Here is an 18,496-nt window from a genome sequence, read left to right on the forward strand (position 1 = left end):
GGCGGAGGCAAGCCGTTCGGCGCTCACCGGCCACTCCCATCGGCCCTGACGGCCCCGCCCCCGAGGACGACGTCGAGGGTGCAGTCCGCAGCCAGCCTGAGGGTGTCGCCGTCCCGCAGGGGCGCTCGTACTCCTGGCCTGAGGGGGGTGGCGTTGACGAAGGTGCCGTTCGTCGAGTGTTCGTCGCGCACCCATGCTGTGCCGTCGGTCTCCATGCCGACGGTCGCATGGCGCCGCGAGACGTTGTCATGCCGCTCCAGCAGGTTTCCCGTCCGGTAGGCGGAGGCGTCGCGGCCGAGCAGCAGGGTGTTCCCGGGCGTCACCACGAACTCCTCCGTATCCAGCCGGATGCGCAGAACGGCGCCAGGGGCGTCGCGGCGGGTGGCGTGCGCGTCCCGAAAGGCGGAATGCGGTTCGGGCGCAGGAGTGGGGCGCACCTCCGGCAGGAGTCGCTGGCAGATTACGCACACCCGGTTCGTCGGCATGGGGATGTCCGCCCCGCAGTGAGGGCACGTGCTGCGGGGGACCTCCGTCGTGAGCCGAGCTGACGAGGCGGATGCCTCCGCAGCACCTTCAGCCGCTGGAGCCGTCCGGTGTGAGGCCGACGGCACGCTGACCGGCCGGCTGAGGTTCCCCAGGCAGCCGCGACAGATCAGGTCCCCGTCCTCGGCGACGAGTCCGCACGATGAGCAGGTCAGCTGCGCCATGACACCTCTCCTGTGGTGATTCCCGCCGTCCGGAGTTGGTCGTCGAGCCGGTCCATGTCCCCGCGGCCGGGTATGCCGATGAACCAGATTCGGCCGCCCTCGACCGACACCTGCATACCCGGCGACCCGGCGGCAGGCTCCTCCGCGCGCTCGTAGCGCTCATGGCCGAGTTCGGTGAGGGTGGTCACGCGTTGGTTGGCCGAGCCGCGCCAGCGCAGTCCGGGCCGGTTGAGCCTCTCGACGTACCGACCGGTGATCACCGCATCGCAGTTACTGAGGATGTCGGGGTGTTCCCTCTGCAGCCAGGACAGGGAGTAGCCGCTGTAGACGAGGACGTCGACAGAGAGGCCCTGGCCGGCACGCCAGACGTCCACGCCCTGGAGAAGCGCCGCGAGCGCCTTCGGTTGCTGGAACGGCTCCCCTCCGGACACGGTCACCCCGTCGAGCGGTTGTGGCAGGGATGCGAGCCACCCCAGTAGGGCATCGACGTCCACCGAGGCAGCCGGGTCCGCCGCCCAGGTGTCCTTCGAGACGCACCCGGCACAGCCGATCGTGCAGCCCTGCGTCCAGATCCCCGCGCGTGTGCCGGGGCCGAGGGAGGTGACCGGGTAGTGGGCCTTGTTCAGCATCAGGCCGGGCAGTACGGGAGCGGCGCCGGCCGGGGACGTGGTCATGCCAGCTCCACAGAGACGATGTCGGCGTCCTGGCGCACCTCAGTGACCCGGACGTGCTCGTCCGCAGCCGTGTCCCGGTCGAACAGCGCCCGGGCCAGGGGATTGACGAACCGGGACTCCAGCGCCATGCCGATGCCGCGTCCGCCCATGTGCAGGTCGCTGGTGCACCACTGCCGTAGCACGGCCTTCGCCGGCTCGTCGATTTCGAGGGCGACGTTCTGCTCTTGGCGGACCCGCGCCGTGATGTTGTCCATCTGCAGGTCGAAGATGCGGGCCGCAGCATCCGGGCCGATGAAGTTGAAGACCACGATGTTGTCCCCGAAGCGGTTCAGCAGCTCAGGCCGCCCCAGGACCCTGGTGAAGTGGTCACTGATCGCCTCCTTCACCCGTGCCTCGATCTGCTCGTACGGCATCCCCGGGTGAACGTTCGGCACGAGGCGGTCGTGGCCGTCGTCCACGCTCATGCCGAGGTTGGAGGTGAAGACGAGGACCGATTCGGAGAAATGTGCGGTCGTGCCGCGCCCGTCGGTCAGCCGACCGTCGTCAAGGATCTGAAGGAACTTGTCCAGGATCCGGGGGTGGGCCTTCTCGATCTCGTCGAAGAGGATGACCCGGAAGGGCTGCTGCCGCACCGCGTTGGTGAGCTCGCCGCCCGCCTCGAACCCCACGTAGCCGGGCGGGGCGCCGATCAGCCGGTCGCCGGCGTGCTCGGCCGAGAACTCGCTCATGTCGAACCGCAGGTACGCCGACTGGTCGCCGAAGATCAGCGAGGAAACGGCCTTGGCCAGCTCGGTCTTGCCCACGCCGGTGGGGCCTGCGAAAAACAGGATGCCGCGGGGTTTGGCCAAGGCGCTGGACTGCTGCGCTCCGGAGAGGCCGAGCGCGGCCCGCTTGAGAATGTCCAGGGTCTTGGTGACGGCCTGCTGCTGTCCGATCACCTTCCGCGGGACCGAGTGCTGGCCTTCACTGATCGTCTTGCGCAGGTAGTCGCGTTTCCAGGGGTTGTCCATCACGCCAAGCTTGTAGATGCGGACGGCGTCGGGGAGCTCACTGATACCGAGGCCGCGGTCCCTGGCCAGACGGGTGATCTCGATCATTGCCTGGAGGGGGAGTCCATCGGTCTGGGCGGCGAAGGCACCGCGCGCCTCGGCAGCCTTGTCGTCCGATTCGACGTCGGTCACGCCGAAGAGTCTGAGCAGCAGCTGTGCCGTCTCCTGCCGGTCGCCGAGGTCGGGGGCCGGCAGGCCGATGGAGCGGATCTGGTCGTTGGCCGAGGTCAGCCAGGCGGGCAGATCGCCCTCCCGGTCCGCGAGCCAGATCACCGGGTTGTACAGCGGGGTAGTGCGGCCTTCCGCGGAGCTCACGGATACGGCCGTCCGCGACAGCCTGGCGAAGAAACGGAAGAAGTCCCGTTCGTTGGGCTCCATGTCGGTTGCACTGCGGGCGATGCGGGAGGCGTCGTCCAGGACCAGTGCGGCCCGTACCTGCACGTCGGGACGGACCAGCCGGGCGGCGATGGTGCGCAGCGCCTCCAGTGAGGGGGCCTGGCCGGGCTGGGGCCGCTGCGGGAGCAGTCGGGAGACGGCCTCCTCCGCCCGGTCGACCTGCTCGGGTGTCGCGCCGGCCGGTATGTGCAGGCGAAGTCCGTCGACCGGGTCGTGGATCAGAAGGCATCGGTACCCGCTGGCTTGCAGTACGTCCCACAGGAGATCCGGCAGTGTCAGCAGCCGGGGGTGGGAACCGGCCGATCCGCGGACCAGGAAGCTGTCGTGGCGGTTCCCCCACAGGACGAACTGCGAGTGCACCGGCAAGGTGGCATCCAGTTCACGGATGAACGCCGGTCTCCCGGCCAGGTGTGGGGCATTCGAGAGCCCCGCGCCCTTGAACAGCCGGGCGCCTTCCCCCGGTGCGGCGGACTGCACAGTCATCGATCTCATTCCCCCTGATTTGTTGGCCGCATGACCGGTTTTGTTGGCCGCATGACCGGTGAGCCGGTCACTGATCGGCTTCCAGGCGAACCACCCAGGCGTTGCGCCCCGCGCGTGCCCGCTGCACGGTCCACCAGACGTACACAGCGGCGATGGCGACCGGGACGGCCGCGGTCGAGAACTGGAAGCCGGCCGAGAGACTCTCGGCGAAGAACCCGACGGCAGGCACCATGATGAATCCCACCCCCAAGGCCGCTCCCATGCCGAGCAGGAAAAGCGCGTGCAATTCGTTCCCGTCCTCCCCGCACGACTGCCGGTATCCGTCGGCCAGCAGTACCGCCAAGGCGAGTTCGCAGAGGAACTGGACCAGCAGGACCAAGAACGCGATGTCCCAGAGATCGTCGAACCCCCTGAGGCTGCCGTCCGCGAATACGTCGACGAAGACCCCGGCTATGCTCGTCACGATCGTTCCGATCAGCCAGATCACCAGCAGACCGAAGGCGTTGAGCGCGGAGAGGCCAGCGGCCTTCAGCAGGTCACTCGCGAACTTGCGCTTGCGTGCCTTCCTGGTGGCGGACACAGCCTGCGCCTGAGCGATCGCCGCGGGGCCGGTCCCGATCACCGTCAGCAGCCACACCGGGTCCGTCCGGTCGGAAGTCCGCACGAGGCGGCGAAACCAGTCGATCCGCTCACCGGCGGCGTCCAGCTCCCTGCAGACAGCGTCCACGCGGGCAGCAAGCTCGGGTACGGCCTCATCGGGTACTGCCGCCGTCGACAGCAAGAGCGCGTGCGCCTCGGATGTCCCAGGGAGGAGGGTCCGTCCGGACTGCGGCACCCCTTCAAGGAGCTTGCCCGAGTCCCACCTCTTGACCAACTTCTTCCACCGGCGGTTGATGTCGCTGAGCCGGTGGGCCTCTTCGCCGAAAGAGGCAAGGATCGGCAGCAGGTCCTGCATGCGCAGTTCGTCGACCATGCGGCGGGCAGCACGGACTCCGGCGGCTTCGTCATGCGCCGACGTCGCCTGCTGTGCGAGGGTGTGCAGGTCCCCGGGAAGCAGGCGCTTGCCGCGGTAGACCGGCGGCATCGCCGGATCGAGCCAGTGCAGGAGCCGCAGCAGCTTCACATCCGGGCTCGCTTTCCCGGTCAGCTGCACGTCGATCAGCTTCACAAGCCCTTCGACGTCGTCGTGTTCGGTGTCGTCGAACTGCGTCAGCCACTCGCGCAGCTGGCGCCAGCCCTCGCTGGGATTCTCCGGGCTTCCCATGGCGGCGAAGAATTGGCGCGCGGCCGCTCCCCAGTGTGTGGCAAGCGCCCGTGCGAGTGTGGCCTTTTCGGTGTGCCGCCCTCCCTTGAACGCCAGCGCCCGGCGCCCGGCGCCACTTGTCGCACCAGCAGGCGCGACCTCCTCGGCCACCTCCGGGCTGCCGCCTTCCAGCCAGCTGCGCACCTCCGCGGTGCCCCACCGCTGGTGCGGGTCCCGGGCCAGGAGCCCCCGGCACAGCAGTCGCATCCGTTCGTCGGCCACGTCTGCCACGTCGATGGGACGGGTGGCCAGTTGGTGGCGGACTGCCTGCTCGGACAATCCATCGAACGGTGCTTTACCCGTTGCCAGTTGCCGGACGATGACCCCCACGGCCCACCAGTCCTGTGGCGCGGAGACCTGCGCACCGAACAGGTACTCGGGTGAGCAGTACGAGACGGTGCCGAACACGCGCTGCGTGAACCGTGACGTCGCGTCCAGCGACTTGCTCACTCCGAAGTCGGCCAGCACGAGATCGAGCGGATCGCGGCTGCGTACCAGCACGTTCGACGGCTTCAGGTCGCTGTGGACGATTCCGGCGCTATGCAGGTGCTCCACCGCCTCGGCGAGCTGCCGGACGATTCGCGTCAGCTGCCGCCCGGGTAGGGCGGCTTGGGCAGGGGATACAAAAGCCTCGAGCGATCCCCCCTCGAGGTACTCGAGCAGCTCGAAGTCCCGTCCATCCGAATGGCCCGTCTCGTGCACCCGTACGACGTGCCGCGCGTCCAGACCGCAGAGTTTCTCCCATACCTCCGGAGCGACGCGCACACCACTGCGGTAGACCTTCGCGACGAGCTGCGTGCCCTCGGCGTCGCGGACCAGCAGGATGTCGGCCTCATGCCCCTGATGGGGCAACTCGCCGACCACGGTCAGGCGCTTCGCCAGCGCAGACGGCAGACGCAGCAGCCCGTCTGCCGCGGACTGCGCCGGCACCCTGTCGCGCCGCGTCGCGTCGGCGCTTCGCTCCCCGCTCGCCGCTCCGTCGCGACGCGTTGCGTCAGCCGAGTCCATACCAGTACCTCCGCGCCTGCCGTCTCTGCCCCTGTCGGTTCCTGCCGGGTGTGCTCACCGGGTGCGCTCCTGGTGCCCGGCGCGGGTTCTGGCGGGCGGTGCGGCAGGAGAAGCGACCAGGGGGACAGGAATCTCACCCGGGGCTGTGGCCACCTGAACTTCTGTGTCCAGCCCTGCCTGTGCCAGCCGGTCACGCAGCCGGCGGAAGGACTCGCACCACTGCTCTTCCCTCTCCACATCCACCCGTGAGGCGTCATCGTCATCGCCGACCGCGGTACGGACGACCGCAGTGCGCAGCTCACCGTGTTCCTGGTCGACGACCAGGTTCACCGCATGCTCGGACCACTCTCCACGCGTCAGGCGCAGGGCTCCCGCGGAGACGGTGAGTGTCTCGAACCCCTCGCTGACCTGGTAACCCATGTCCGCGAGAGCATCAGTCACGGTGGCGATCACGTATCGCTGCTCGGCCTGCTGAGCGACCGCGGACCGGCAGGCCACGACCTGCCGGCGCAATGGCTCGTCGAGGATGCCGCGACCGGCCACAACCTCCCCGAGCTGGTCCCGGATCGCTTCCACGACTGCCCCTCGGCCGCTCTCCAGGACGTGGAGCAGGCGCACGGCCTCGTCAACCTCACGCCGTCGGGCCTCGGCACGTGTGTTGGCCTGTTGCACACGGAGCCTCAACTCGACCAGCCAGGTGCTTGCCTCGCCGGAGGTGGCCGCGCCAGCCGTCCGTGCTGCGGCGTCGCGGGTACTCGCCCGGTCCGCCTCGGTACAGTCCGGCAGCAGCCGTGCGAGGACCCGGGCCAGAACCTGCTCCGTCTCCTCGCGGGCAGCAGCGCCTGCGGCTACCCGGTCGGCAGCGCCTGCCGATGCTTCTGCGGAACCTCGGTCCGCGAACAACTCAGCGGCGTCGACCAGCCGGTGCTCCGTGCCGGAGGCGGAGTTGTCGGCAAACAGCTGTGTCGCGATCGCGCGGGCGCACTGCTCTCTGAGTTCAAGCTCCGCGGCCGCGAGCCGCTTGTCGACCCGGGTGCACCATGCCTCCAGCTCGCGCGTGGGTTGTGCGCCGATATGGAGAGTCGCGGGTGCTTTCGTGGTGATGGCGGTGCCGTACCGGGTTCTGACCACTTCGCAGGACGTGGTGAAAGCGCTGATGCGTGTGTTGCGTGACTTGACCTCCTGCACGGCCCGGTCCCGTTCGGCGGCGGCCTGCAGGAGCGCCGTACGTGTCGCCTCTTCCCGGCGAGCCGCCTCGCGAAGTGCAGCCTGCTGTGCGGCCGCCTCCAGCATGGCTGTCGTCAGTGCTTGGTCACGTCGGTAGGTCGTGCACTTCGGCCCGCTCATTGCTCCCCCAACACCTGCAGCCGATATGCCTCGTGCACATGGCTCCAATCCTTGTAGCGTGCATACGTCCATGCCGCGAAGCTGATGGCGACACCGATCGGCACAGCTGTCCAGAGCCGGGTCGTCAGAATGACGAGTCCCGAAATGGCAGCAACCTGGTAGACCAGGCAGCAGCCTCCGCAGCCGATCGCTGCTTTGGGAAGCGGTCCGAGACGCGATGAGACCTCACGGCTTCGGCCTGCGAGACGGCGGCCTGCGTTGGCAAGCCGTGCTCGGAGTGACCACCGCGGATGATAGACGTGACCCAGCTTTGTTGCGAGGGCGATCTCGCACCCGAGAGGCACAGCGCACGTCACCGCGGCCCAGGCGACGATTTCGCCGTTGCCGATGTACACGGCCAGGAGCACAGGCAGGCCGACGGGCAGGGCGAACAGAAGGGCCACACCACCGATTGCATTCAGGATCACAAAAATGCGCCCGGCCAGCCGACCTGCCTCGAACTCCTGCCATGTGCGCTGGTGGGCGGTCGCAAGCGCTTCTTGGGTGCGACGCACCTGGTCCAACCGGTCAGCTTCGACGACGGCCGTCGGAAGAGTCCGGGCGGCTGCCAGCAGGCGGACCGGATCGTCCCCTGTGACCAGGAGGTCATCGAACCAGCCGATCTGGCCGCGTGCGGGTGTGGCAGAGGTTTCGATCTGCTCTCGGAGGCTCTGCGCTCGGTCCGGATCCACTGCCAGGGCCAGTAGTTCCGGCTTCGCATCGGGTTCGCTGACAGCTTTCCTGGCTGGTGCGGGCAGGAACTGGGATGAGCTCAGTGCGCTCCACTCGGCAATGAGCTCATCCCAGCGCCGGTCGATGTCGGCCGTCCGCTGGGTGGCCTCTCTGGAGCCGGCAAGGAGTGGGAGCACGTTGCGGGTATGGATTTCGCCGACCAGGCGTTGCGCGGCGCGGGACGTCGCGTCGTCCACGGAGGACGCCTGCTGGGCCAGCGCGAGAAGGTCCTGGGGGAGCAGCCGCTTGCCGTGGTAGACCGGCGGCATCGTCGGGTCGAGCCAGCGCAGCAGCCGCAGCAGCTTCACATCCGGCGTGTCGCTGCCGGTCAGGTGATTGTCGACGAGCTCGACGAGAGTCTCGATGTCGTCATCTGCATCGTCGAACTGGGCCAGCCACTCCCGCAGTCGGCGCCAGCCCTCGCTCGGATTCTCCCGGGTTCCCATGGACGCGAAGAACCGCCGCGCCGCTGTCTCCCAGTGTGTTGCCAGCGCTTGGGCGAGCGAAGTCTTCTCGGTGTACTGCACGCCCTTGAAAGCAAGCGGCCGTCGGCCTCCGGCGTCGAACGTGGCAGCAGTCCGGTCGCTCTCCGCCACCTGCGGGCTTGCGCCGTCCAGCCAACTGCGTACCTCTGACGGGCCCCACCGTCGCTCCGGGTCGCGGACCAGGAGTCCCTGGCACAGCAAGCGCAGCCGCTCGTCGGCGACATCCGTCACGTCGATCGGACGCGTCGCGAGATGGTGTCTGACAGCGTGCTCGGACAGGCCGTCGAAGGGCAGCCGACCGGTGGCCAGCTGCCGGACGATCACCCCGAGGGCCCACCAGTCCTGCGGTGCGGAGACCTGCGCGCCCAAGAGGTACTCCGGGGAGCAGTAGGAAACCGTGCCGAAGACCCGCTGGGTGAACCGCGATGTCGCGTCCAAGGACTTGCTCACCCCGAAGTCGGCCAGCGCCAGATCCAGCGGATCGCTGCTGCGTAGCAGGATGTTGGAGGGTTTGAGGTCACCGTGGACGATGCCGGCGCCGTGCAGGTGCGTCAGCGCCTCGGCGACCTGACGGACAGCCTCGGCCACTGGCACGTCGACGGGTTCGGTACCCGTCGACTTCTCCAGCGAGCCGCCGGTCAAGTACTCCAGCAGCTCGAAGTCGCGTCCGTCGGAGTGCCCGGCTTCCACCATGCAAACGACATGGGGGGAATTCAGGGTGCGGAGCCTGTCCCACACCCCCGAGGCGACTCGGACACCGCTCCGGTACACCTTGGCGACCAGATCCTGGCCGCTCTCGTCACGGACGCGCAACACGTCGGCCTCGCGCCCCTGATGGGGCAGCTCGCCGACCACCGAGAACCGATCGGCCAGAGCTGTGGGCAGCCGCAACAGCCCCTGCGGCTCCGGGGCCTCCGGGATCCAGGGACTTCCGTCGCGCCGTGTTGCAGCAGTACCGGGACGTGGCCCGTCGCTCCCCTGGTCACGCCTGGTCACATCTGACGAGCTCACAACGCCTCTCCCCGTTGGCCGCTCCGAGCTGCGAGAACATGGTGATCAGGCACCTGCGATTCCCCTCGTGGCGTGGAGTCCCTGACTGCGGGGAAGGCCGAGAGCCGTGGCAGAGAAGCGACGGGTGTTCATGCCGGAGTTCCGTGAGGGGGCTGTACGCATCGTGACGGAGACCGGGAAGTCGATCCCCGGGATCGCGCAGGGCCTGCAGATCACGGTCCGGCCCGCCGCCCCGCAAGCCCACTCTTCCATCCCGCCCCTCCATACGCCAAACACCATGTATCAGCCCGTCAACTGTCCCTGTCGAAGCGGAACTTCGGGCAATCGAACGCACCTCGGACCCTCTCGCCCACCCTCGCACCCGCTCACGCGGAGCGGGGTGTACTCCCATTCCAACGGGTCACCCGGTTGCCCGCCGGTCGTGCGCCGGGCGGATCCCGGCCGGGATCCGCTCCACGGCTGCCGCCGCCTCGGGAGTGCGCACCACGAAGTGGACGTCCCACCGTGCCCCGCGCGCCAACTCGGCCTCCACAGCGGCCCATACGGCAGCCAGGCTGACGTCGTACGCCATCCCGCCACGCCCCGAGCCGAGCAGCGGGAAGCACACCGAGCGCAGCGGCGGGGCGAAGCGGCCGTGTTCCTCCGCCAGGACCGCGAGCGCCCGGGACGCGGCCCGGGTGACATCGGACGGCAGTACGTCGTAGTCGTTGGTCCCGGCCCGGGGAACGGCGACCGCCGCATGGTAGATCCTGCGGACGCCCCGTTCCGCCAGGGCCCCCGCATCGGTGGCGGCCACGGTGCCGGGCAGCACTGCGCGCCCCGAGACACCGTGCCCTGCCGCCCACGCGCGCAGCTCGTCGTGGACCGGGTCGTCCAGCACGTCACCGGTCACCCCGCGCCGGGCGGCGGCTCGGCGCAGCGACGCGGCGACCGACGACTTGTACGGCTCGGGCAGCGCGAAATAGACGTTGGACGGGGACACGACGACGTCCACGCCGTGCAACAGGTCCACCGGATGAACATGCAGGGTGAGCGTCACGGGCCGGTCGGCGGCCCTGACCCGCACGGTCCGGTGCGTGCCGCCGCCCTCGGCCACTGCGACGGCGCCGGGCACCGCGGCCGGCTCCGCCGCCAGCCGCAGGATGTGCTCGGCGACCTGCTCCAGGACCATCACCTCGTGGTCCTTGCGGAACCGCTCGACGCTCACCCCGTACACCGAGGCCGCCCGCGCGCGGCGGGAGGACGCCGGCCAGTCCCGGGTGCCCTGCGCCAGCCCCAGGGTGTACTCGGCGGCGGTGCGCAGGGTGCCGGCGTCCAGGCGCGACACGGCGAGCCGCAGCAGCGTCTCGACGGCTGCGCCGGGCGTCCGGGCGGCCGTCGCGGCCACCGTGTCCGCCGCCGACTCCAGGGCGGGCAGCGCGCGCCCGCGCAACCGGACCAGTCCTGCCCGCCTGACTTCCTTGAGTTCAGGGATGAATGACGCAGGATCAGGGAGAGGCGATGCCATGCGACCACAATGGCATCCCCCTTCACCTGCGGACAAGCCGGTTCGAACGGCCCCGAGGACATCACCGCCGCACGGGTTCCGCGGATCTCACCACGCCACGGGCTTCGAAATCTCCGCCCACAGCGGTTTGAGCAACTCGTTGGCCTGCTCCCGTCCCTCGCGGGAGCCGAGCTCCGGGATGCCCCGGCCCGGCACCACCTCCAGCGGGCCGCCGTTGCCGTGCTCGAAGCGGTCGTGGTACAGCACCAGGGCGTGCTCGGACCGGTTGCGCCGGGAATCCCAGATCAGCCCCTGGGCATCCGGTGCCTGCGCCCGGATCTCGCTCGACCAGCGCCGTGCCGTCGCGTAGTTGCTCTCGTCCTCCAGGAGGGTGGAGTGCTGGCGGACGGCGGCCAGATCCGTCCCCTTGATGAGGGAAACCAGGGTGAGGTCGTACCGGGTGCGCAGGCAGCTCAGCGACCGGCCATGGACCGTGACGTAGGGGATGTCCCGCATCTCGAGCGGATGCGCGAAAGGCAGGGAGCGCAGCACGCTCTCCGCGAGAGCCGTGACCGGGGTGTCCGCCAGGTAGAGGTAGTGGTACGGGTCGAGCACGGTGCCCTCGAAGCGGCCCCCACCGAAGTGGATGTCCGAGAGTTTCGGGTTGAACCCGTCCGGCGCGTACTTGGACTGGTGCACCCGCCACAGCTGCGTGCCCGCCGGGATCGTATGGAAGTTGGGGCACAGAACCAGGTCGATCATGGGGAAGAAGCGGCAGTTCATCATTCTCCCTCCACCAGTTCGGTGGCTGCGCCGACCAGCCGGTGGTCGGGCAGCCGGCCGAGCAGCGACGCGGGGATGCCACCCAGCCAGGTGTTCTCGCTGAGCCACCAGGCTCCGGCGCCCCAGGGGTCGACGGCCGCGAGCAGCAGCCGGTTGACCTCGAGGACGGCGTTGCGCGGGGTGCCGTTGTCCTCGGCGAACTGGAACTCCGGGTAGCGCTCGCCGTCCTGAGGATCCGGCACTCTGATCAGCTCGGGGGGTGGCGGGCCGCCGCAGCGCGTCCGCGCCTCCTCGGCGGAGAGTGCCGGCGCCCCGAGCAGCAGGTGGCCCCGTCCGGATGCGGTGGGGTGCGCCGGTTCGGGCTCAGGTGCCGGGGCCGTCAGCCAGGCCAGCAGGTCGCGGGCCCCCGGCACGGTCGCCGGCCCGGGCGGGGTGGCGACCAGCCGCACGGCGTCCAGCGCGAACACGCGCACCGGATGGTCGAACGGCAGCGGCAGCAGGGCCAGGCGGACGCCCTGGAGTGCCCTGCGGACCGCCTTGTCGTCGTCCGCGGCAGAGGTGGCGAGGGCTTCCAACCGGGTGAGCAGCAGCGCGTACTCCTCGTCGTCCAGCTCCTCGCGGATGCTGTCGCGGTGTTCGCCGATCAGGGCGAGCAGCCGCTCCGTCGAACGTCCGCCGCTCTCACTCGTCCCGTCGTCGTTCACGCGTTCCTCTCTTCTTCGGGTGTGTTCGGGTCTTGCGGGCCCGGGTGCCCTTGGTGGATGAAGGCGGCCCAGGCCGCGATCCGGTCGAGGCCCGGGCGCCGCATCTCCCGCAGCAGATCGCCGCGGAGCGAGCCCGGGTTCTCCCGGCCCGGGTCGAGCATCCAGAGCTGCGCGGCCCTGAGGGCGTCGACGGGGCTGAGCCCTTCGACGTTCAGGTAGTGGTGGAACACTGCCATGAGCAGCGCCGACGCGCCGTCGGACGTCGTCCACCGGGATCCGACGACGTCCCGCGCGCCGGCCGCGGCGAACGCCGTGGTGAGGGTGAGTGCCTCGTCGTGGTCACGCATGCTCAGGTCGGTCTGGCAGGCACTCAGCACCACCAACGGGCCGTCTGTCGCTTCACGTTGGGTGTCCGGGCGGTCGAGGAGCCGGGTTACCGTCAGCAGGTCGGGGTGCGGGTCGTGGTGGGGGGCGGGGTCCTGCACGTGCTCGGGGGTGTCCAGGCGCAGGGCCGAGTCCGTGGGGCGCGTTCCCGCGGATCCGTGCGAAGCCATATGGAGCATCGAGGCTCCGTCGACGAGGAACGTGAGGACGGCCTCGGGCGTGCCGCGGGACACCTCGTCCCGAGCCAGCTGCGAGATCTCCCCATACATCCGGGCCTGCTGGTAGAAGGCGTTCCGCAGGGCCATGACCTCGATCTCGGCGTACGCGAGGGTCTGGGTCGGATCGGCGAGCAGGACAGGGGCTGCCGCCGGATCCCGGGGCGCGCGGCGCACCGTACGCAGGAACTGGCTGCCGGACGCCGCGTAGCTGATGACGGCCGCTTGGCAGAGGTACTCGTGGGGCGGATCGCCGGGGAAGCGGCCGGCGTGCCAGGGGACGATGCCGAGGCGCCCGCAGGGCACGAGGACGACCCGCAGCGGCCAGCCGTCCCGCTCGCCGTCGGCTGCGAGCCGCTCCTCCATGCCGGCGAGGACGGGGCCGAGCACCTGGAAGGCCCAGTCGCAGAGCGCTGCGAGGGCTTCCTCCCATGTCTTTTCGACGGACGGGTCGACCGGGCGCTCTTCGCGTACGGCGGTATCGCGTACGGCGGTGGCGTCGAGATAGCGCTCCAGCGGGCGGCTCCCGGCGCCGGACAGCTGTGGCTGAACGCCCACCGCGGCTCCGAGGCCGGGCGCCACCACAATGACCACGCCGGGGTTCTCGCCCTCGCCGGGGACCAGATAGACGAGCGCGTCGGCGCCGCTCCGAGCGATCCCGCCGGCGAGTTCGCTCAGCGTGGGCGTGCCGAGCAGGCCATCCTCCCGCCGGTAGCCCAGGGCTTCGAGGGCCTGGCGTCGCAGCGTGCTCGGCAGTTCGCCGGGGACGCCGCCTTCGTCGGCGGCGCCGGGGCCCTGGGTCGCGCCGACCGCCCGCCAGCCCTCGGCAAGACCGTGGTGCCCGCTCGCATCGAGGAGTCCGGGTACGGTGGACGAGGTGGACGCCGCGTGCAGCACCAGGGCTCGGCCCAGTTCCAGAGCGGCCACGGCCTCGTGCAGCCGTCCCTGCGAGGCCGCCCACAGAGCGGCCTGCACGCCCTTGCTCGCCCCGGAACGGGCCGCCAGCAGTCCGTGCTCCGCACCGGCCTGGAGAAGGACGTCGGCGGCGAGCGCCGTCAGCGCCTCCTTGGCGGCTTCCAGAGCCGCGATGTCCTTCACGTCGTCGTTGAGGACTCCGCGCTCGCGATACGCCTGGGCCAGATGCCACAGCGCATCGGCAGCGATCCGTGGCGCCTTCCCCTCACGAACGCAGTCGCGGACCCGCTCCAGCTCATCGATCAGCATGTCAAGGAGGGCCGGGTCACGGGTGAGGGAGAAGCGCAGGCCCAGGGAGAGCGCGGAGGCGTGGAGATCCTCCGCCGAGGCGCCCGGAGGCGGGGCAACGTGGTCGTGTGCCGATGCCGTGTCGCCGGTGAGGCCGGCGCGAAGCAGATCGAGGTCCGGGATGTACGGCGGGGGTGCCTCGTCGGCGAACGGGAGACCGCTCTCCCTGACGCCGACCATCCCCTTCTCGATGTACGGCAGGGCACGCAGGAGCATCTCCTTGTCCCCGGTGACGGTGCCGAGCTTGCCGTAGGCCGCACCCAGGGCCGAGGAAACCATGAATCGGAACGGATGACCTTCGGGAACGGTCTTCTCGAGCGCTTCGGCCTCGTCCACCAAGTCACGGAGCGTCTGGGCGTCCTCCGTCTCCCCGGCATCGAGGATCCGGGTGTACAGATCGAACGCGCGGCCCCCAACGGCAGGATCCCCCATTTCCGGAGGCAGCGATCCTTCGAGCTTCTCGAAGTGGCCGACGATCGCCTGAAGGTGGGCACGGCCGGCCGACCGGTCCTGGAACGTGCCGCCTACGCCTGGGCTGATGTTGAGCAGGAGCGCCCTCAAGCTCTCCAGGGCGGAGGTCGGGTCCGGCCCGGGGGCCGGCAGATCCTGTACGGAGCGCAGTCGGCGGAGAAGTTCGTTGAGCGCCTGGGGATCGCCGTTCTTGAGCACGTCATCGAGGCCATGTGCGGTGGCGTTGACGGCGTCCATGGTGGCGGCGAACCGGCGGATGTCGTCGGGCGTGAGCGCGGGCTTCGGACCCGGGGCGGGGGCCGGATCCGGTGACGGCTCGGAATCCGCGGACTTGCGCTGTCCGGTGGCGTCCGGGTGCCCGCCCGTGGGAGCACCGGTCGTGCCGAACGCCCGGTCCATCGTCTGCCGCAGCTGATCCGCGAAGGGATTCCCGGCGGGCATCATGCCCGTGAGAAGGTCGGGGAACCCCGGCCCCGAGGAAGCCGTGAAGAACCCCTGCATCCGCCGCAACTGCCCGAGGAACTCCTGCGGCAGCGGCAGATCCACCACCTCCGCGGTCAGTGCCTGGATCTCCGCCGCGATGCTCATCATCCCGCTGGGTCCCGCCCGCGCGACCCATTCGATGAACGAGGAGAAGTCGGGCGTCGTCCCGAACCCGCCCTGCTGCGGCCGTATCGGCGAAACGAGCGGCAGCAGGAACAACGCCGCCCAACGCCGTTCCTCCTCGCCCGCCGTCGCACCCAGCGCCGTCCTGCGGTCCCGCGCGTCCCGCAACAGCGTCTCCGCCCGCTCCCGGTCGCCGGGCTCACCGACCCCGGCGACCTGCCGCAGGGCCAGCGCGCCTCCCAGCCATACGCTCACCGCACTGCGCAGACCGGGTTCATGGTCCAGCAGTCTTGCCAGCTGGTCGAGTTCGGCGACCGACGAGTCGTACGCCCCCGGCGGCAGCGCACCGTCCTGCGTGGCGGGAATCAGCTGTCTGACCCGCTCCGCAGCGTCCGCCGCCCAGGCGCGCAGTGCCTGTACGCCGCCGCTCTGCTCGTCGCTCACCGACACTCTGCCTCTCCGGGACCTCAACAACCCTTGGAATCACCGACACTATGCCGATCCGCCGGATCCACGGCGACCAGATCCTGCCCTTCTCGTGCTCAACGCCCCGAGTTCGCCCGGGACGCGCCCAGATCGGCCCTCATCTCGTGCCGCATCTCCCGCAGTCGACCCCACAGTGTGTCGATGCTCGCCTGCGCGGTGGCCGGCGAGTCCCCGGCTCGCAGTACTCCGTCGTCCAGGCGTCGGACCATGCCGTACACCGCGCCCAGGTCATGACTGAGGTCGCCCGCGAGTCCGAGTACGCGCTCCGGCACCCGCATCTGAGCCTCCGCGTACACGTCCCGGTGCTGGTCACGCGCCCCGGTCAGCCGCTGCCGTACGGACCGTAGATCCTCATCGCGATCCAGCGCGTGCAACTGGTCGGTGAGCGCGGCCAGATACTGCCGAGCCGAGGTGTTGAGCGCCACGTAGCACGACCGTAGCTCCTGGGCCTGGCCGCGCCGCTCCTGCAGCTCCTCGGCGCGCTCCTGCTCGCGCCGGTGGCTGCGATCGGCCGCGCGCTGAGTCGGCAGCGCGGACAGCAGCGTCCCGACGACTCCGACGACCGCGACCACGGGAGCGGTCGCACCACCGACGTTCATGCTGCCTCCCTCCGTCGTTCCGTCACGGGGCCAGCGAAGCAGCGGATCCGCTTCGGGTGAACACCTCGCCCGGGCGTCGCCCGGTGTTCGCCCCATCGCCGACCATCCGAGCAGCGGGCGGCGGTATCTGGGCACTCTTCGGGCGACGTCCCCGTCGGTGAAAGGGAGTTGATGGAAGTCGGGAACGGGAGGTCTGCTCTGAAGTCGTCCTGAGGTCACGATGGCCGATGAGCGGACCGAAGCAGAACCCCGCGGCGGACGGGAGGACGGGGGCGGAGGCGAAACGCGAGCCGGTCCGGTCGTTCCAAGAGGCAGCCACGGAAGCCCTGGGACATTCGCCTGGTCGCTGCTCATCCAGGTGGGCGGTCTCGCTGAACTGTCGGATGGCCGAACGGAGTTGACGGCGCGGGGGCATAAGGCGCTGGCCGAGCCCGATCACGAGGCGGCCGGGCGCGCGTGGGGGCGTTGGCTGGCCACGAGGTGTTGGACGAGTTCAGCCGGATTGAGGAGATCAAGGGGCGGCGCGCGGCGAATGTCCTCTGCGCGGTCGGTCCGCGCCGCAAGGCGGCGGCGCTGACCGGGTGCTGTCCGCCGGGGGAGTGGGTGAGCGCTGGTTCAAGGCGGAGCGCACCACCGGCCGTGATCCGTGGCTGGTCCGTTCCGAGCGGGCGCCGGACAGGGCGCGGGACGACTTTCGCCACACGTGGGGCGCCGACTGGCTGGGTAGAGCCCAATCCCGGCCCGTCGCCCAGCGGAAGCGGGGTGGGCGTGGTGTCGGCCCCGCCGACGCAAGGCGTCCGGCTCAGCGCACCGACGCGGCCGGTGGACGCTCGCGCAGGGCGCCGTAGGCGAGGAAGTACGCCGGCAGGCGGTTCAGCCATCGTGAGGTCGTGATGAGCTCGATCAGCCGCCGGGCGCGCTTCGGGTCGCCGAACGCCGGGCGGCCCGACAGGACCGGTTCGATGACGTTCGTGTGGGCGAAGCGCTGAAGGGCCTGCGTCGCGGCGGTAGTGGGCCAGCGGCGTCGCTGGACGCGGCGTACGGCCCGCAGGCCGACCGTGCCTCCGAGCAGCGGTTCGACGAGATACCGGGCGGCCGCCACCGCGTCCTCGACGGCGAGGTTGATGCCGATGCCGAAGACCGGTGACATCGCGTGTGCCGCGTCGCCGATGCACAGCAGTCCCGGGCGGTGCCAGCGCCGTAGGCGGTCGAGCCGTACATCGAGCAGCTTCACGTCGTCCCACGACCCGAGCGCGTGCACCCGGTCCGCGAGCCAGGGGACGGCGGCCATGAATGCGCCCATGAAGCGGTCGAGGCCGGCGGCGCGGCGCTGGGTGTCGGTTCCCTTGGAGATCAGTGCGGCGCACTGCCAGTAGTCCCCGCGGTCGATCATGGCGGTGAGGAACCGGTCGCCGACGCCTCCCACGAGCCCGTTCGGGTCGCCCTCCCGACGCGGCAGCCGGAACCACCAGGCGTCCATCGGGCAGGTGAACTTCCGCAGTCCCAGTTCGGGCAACGACCTGGCCAGCGAGGACCGGCCGTCGCAGGCCACTGTGAGGGTGGCCCGCAGCTCACCGGTACGGCCGTCGGACGTGCGGTACCGGACCCCGGTGACCCTTCCCCGGGCTCTCGGCTTCGCTCGACCAGGGGGGACCTCCGTGCGCTCCATCAGGAAGGAGGTCGCCTCGGTGTTCATCCGCAGGGAGAAGGACGGTTCCCGCCCGGCCTCGTCCACGAGGAGGTTGAGCAGCTCCCACTGGGGCACCATCGCGATGTAGTTGTACTTGCCCCGCAGGACGCCGATATTTCCGACGGTGACGAGCGAACGGTCCGGGCCGAGCGGCAGTTGGACTGTCGTCACCCGCCGCTGCGGCAGCCGGGCGAACCGCTCGGCCAGCCCCAGGTCCTCCAGCAGCGCCAGGGTGGACGGATGCACGGTGTCACCGCGGAAGTCGCGCAGGAAGTCGCCGTGCTTCTCCAGGACCGTGACCGCCACCCCCGCCCGGGCCAGCAGCAGTCCGAGGACCATTCCGGCGGGGCCGGCGCCCACAACACAGCACGTGGTCCGCTCCACTGAGACCGCTCCCTTCGGTGAAATCCCTGGGTCGGCAATATTGTCTTATATACCCACAGTCCTGATAAATCCACACTGGGAGAGGATCTTTGCGAGCGGCGACCTGTGGAAACGGATCGGCTTCCGGGGCTCTCGCAGAACTCTCACAGATGGTCGTTCATGAGAGCTCCTCATCGAGGCTGTGACAAGCT

At 69.9% G+C, this 18,496-nt stretch carries 12 protein-coding genes; all 12 read right to left on the bottom strand.

Going from position 1 to position 18,496, the window contains the following annotated elements:
* Window positions 1–23: 23 nt before the first annotated feature.
* The 12 genes from ACIPEK_RS14030 to ACIPEK_RS14085 all read right to left on the bottom strand — a co-directional run bounded on the left by ACIPEK_RS14030 (window position 24) and on the right by ACIPEK_RS14085 (window position 18,305).
* Window positions 24–485, bottom strand: a complete 462-nt coding sequence (locus ACIPEK_RS14030) for an FHA domain-containing protein (protein WP_401994965.1) — start codon at window positions 483–485, stop codon at window positions 24–26.
* Between the two features lie 209 nt (window positions 486–694).
* A complete protein-coding gene (locus ACIPEK_RS14035; protein ID WP_401994968.1) occupies window positions 695–1,381 on the bottom strand; it encodes a 4Fe-4S single cluster domain-containing protein in 687 nt (228 codons plus the stop codon).
* Window positions 1,378–3,309: an AAA family ATPase gene (locus ACIPEK_RS14040; protein WP_401994971.1), complete on the bottom strand. Its 1,932-nt coding sequence runs from the start codon at window positions 3,307–3,309 to the stop codon at window positions 1,378–1,380. Before ACIPEK_RS14040 ends, ACIPEK_RS14035 begins: the two co-directional genes overlap by 4 nt.
* Before the next feature lie 67 nt (window positions 3,310–3,376).
* Window positions 3,377–5,620 carry a serine/threonine-protein kinase gene (locus ACIPEK_RS14045; protein WP_401994974.1) on the bottom strand — a complete coding sequence of 748 codons (2,244 nt, stop codon included), beginning with the start codon at window positions 5,618–5,620 and terminating at the stop codon, window positions 3,377–3,379.
* Window positions 5,621–5,674: 54 nt separating this feature from the next.
* Window positions 5,675–6,967, bottom strand: a complete 1,293-nt coding sequence (locus ACIPEK_RS14050) for a hypothetical protein (RefSeq protein ID WP_401994977.1) — start codon at window positions 6,965–6,967, stop codon at window positions 5,675–5,677.
* Window positions 6,964–9,234 (bottom strand): serine/threonine-protein kinase, encoded by a 2,271-nt coding sequence (locus ACIPEK_RS14055; protein ID WP_401994980.1) that lies wholly within the window; start codon window positions 9,232–9,234, stop codon window positions 6,964–6,966. The genes ACIPEK_RS14050 and ACIPEK_RS14055 overlap by 4 nt, the downstream gene beginning before the upstream one ends.
* A 400-nt stretch (window positions 9,235–9,634) precedes the next feature.
* Window positions 9,635–10,741 (bottom strand): hypothetical protein, encoded by a 1,107-nt coding sequence (locus ACIPEK_RS14060; RefSeq protein ID WP_401994983.1) that lies wholly within the window; start codon window positions 10,739–10,741, stop codon window positions 9,635–9,637.
* A gap of 87 nt (window positions 10,742–10,828) precedes the next feature.
* The gene (locus ACIPEK_RS14065; RefSeq protein WP_401994986.1) at window positions 10,829–11,506 is read right to left on the bottom strand and encodes an RES family NAD+ phosphorylase; all 678 of its coding nucleotides are present in this window, start codon (window positions 11,504–11,506) and stop codon (window positions 10,829–10,831) included.
* Window positions 11,503–12,207 (bottom strand): hypothetical protein, encoded by a 705-nt coding sequence (locus tag ACIPEK_RS14070; RefSeq protein WP_401994989.1) that lies wholly within the window; start codon window positions 12,205–12,207, stop codon window positions 11,503–11,505. Before ACIPEK_RS14070 ends, ACIPEK_RS14065 begins: the two co-directional genes overlap by 4 nt.
* Window positions 12,204–15,590, bottom strand: a complete 3,387-nt coding sequence (locus ACIPEK_RS14075) for a CHAT domain-containing protein (RefSeq protein ID WP_401994992.1) — start codon at window positions 15,588–15,590, stop codon at window positions 12,204–12,206. The genes ACIPEK_RS14070 and ACIPEK_RS14075 overlap by 4 nt, the downstream gene beginning before the upstream one ends.
* Window positions 15,591–15,688: 98 nt before the next feature.
* Window positions 15,689–16,231, bottom strand: a complete 543-nt coding sequence (locus ACIPEK_RS14080; protein ID WP_401994995.1) for a hypothetical protein — start codon at window positions 16,229–16,231, stop codon at window positions 15,689–15,691.
* An 802-nt stretch (window positions 16,232–17,033) separates the two neighbouring features.
* On the bottom strand, window positions 17,034–18,305 hold the full coding sequence (locus ACIPEK_RS14085) for an FAD-dependent oxidoreductase (protein ID WP_401994998.1): 1,272 nt from the start codon (window positions 18,303–18,305) through the stop codon (window positions 17,034–17,036).
* Between the last annotated feature and the right edge of the window lie 191 nt (window positions 18,306–18,496).

The organism is Streptomyces sp. NPDC088246 (genome assembly GCF_044741025.1).
Classification (GTDB): domain Bacteria; phylum Actinomycetota; class Actinomycetes; order Streptomycetales; family Streptomycetaceae; genus Streptomyces.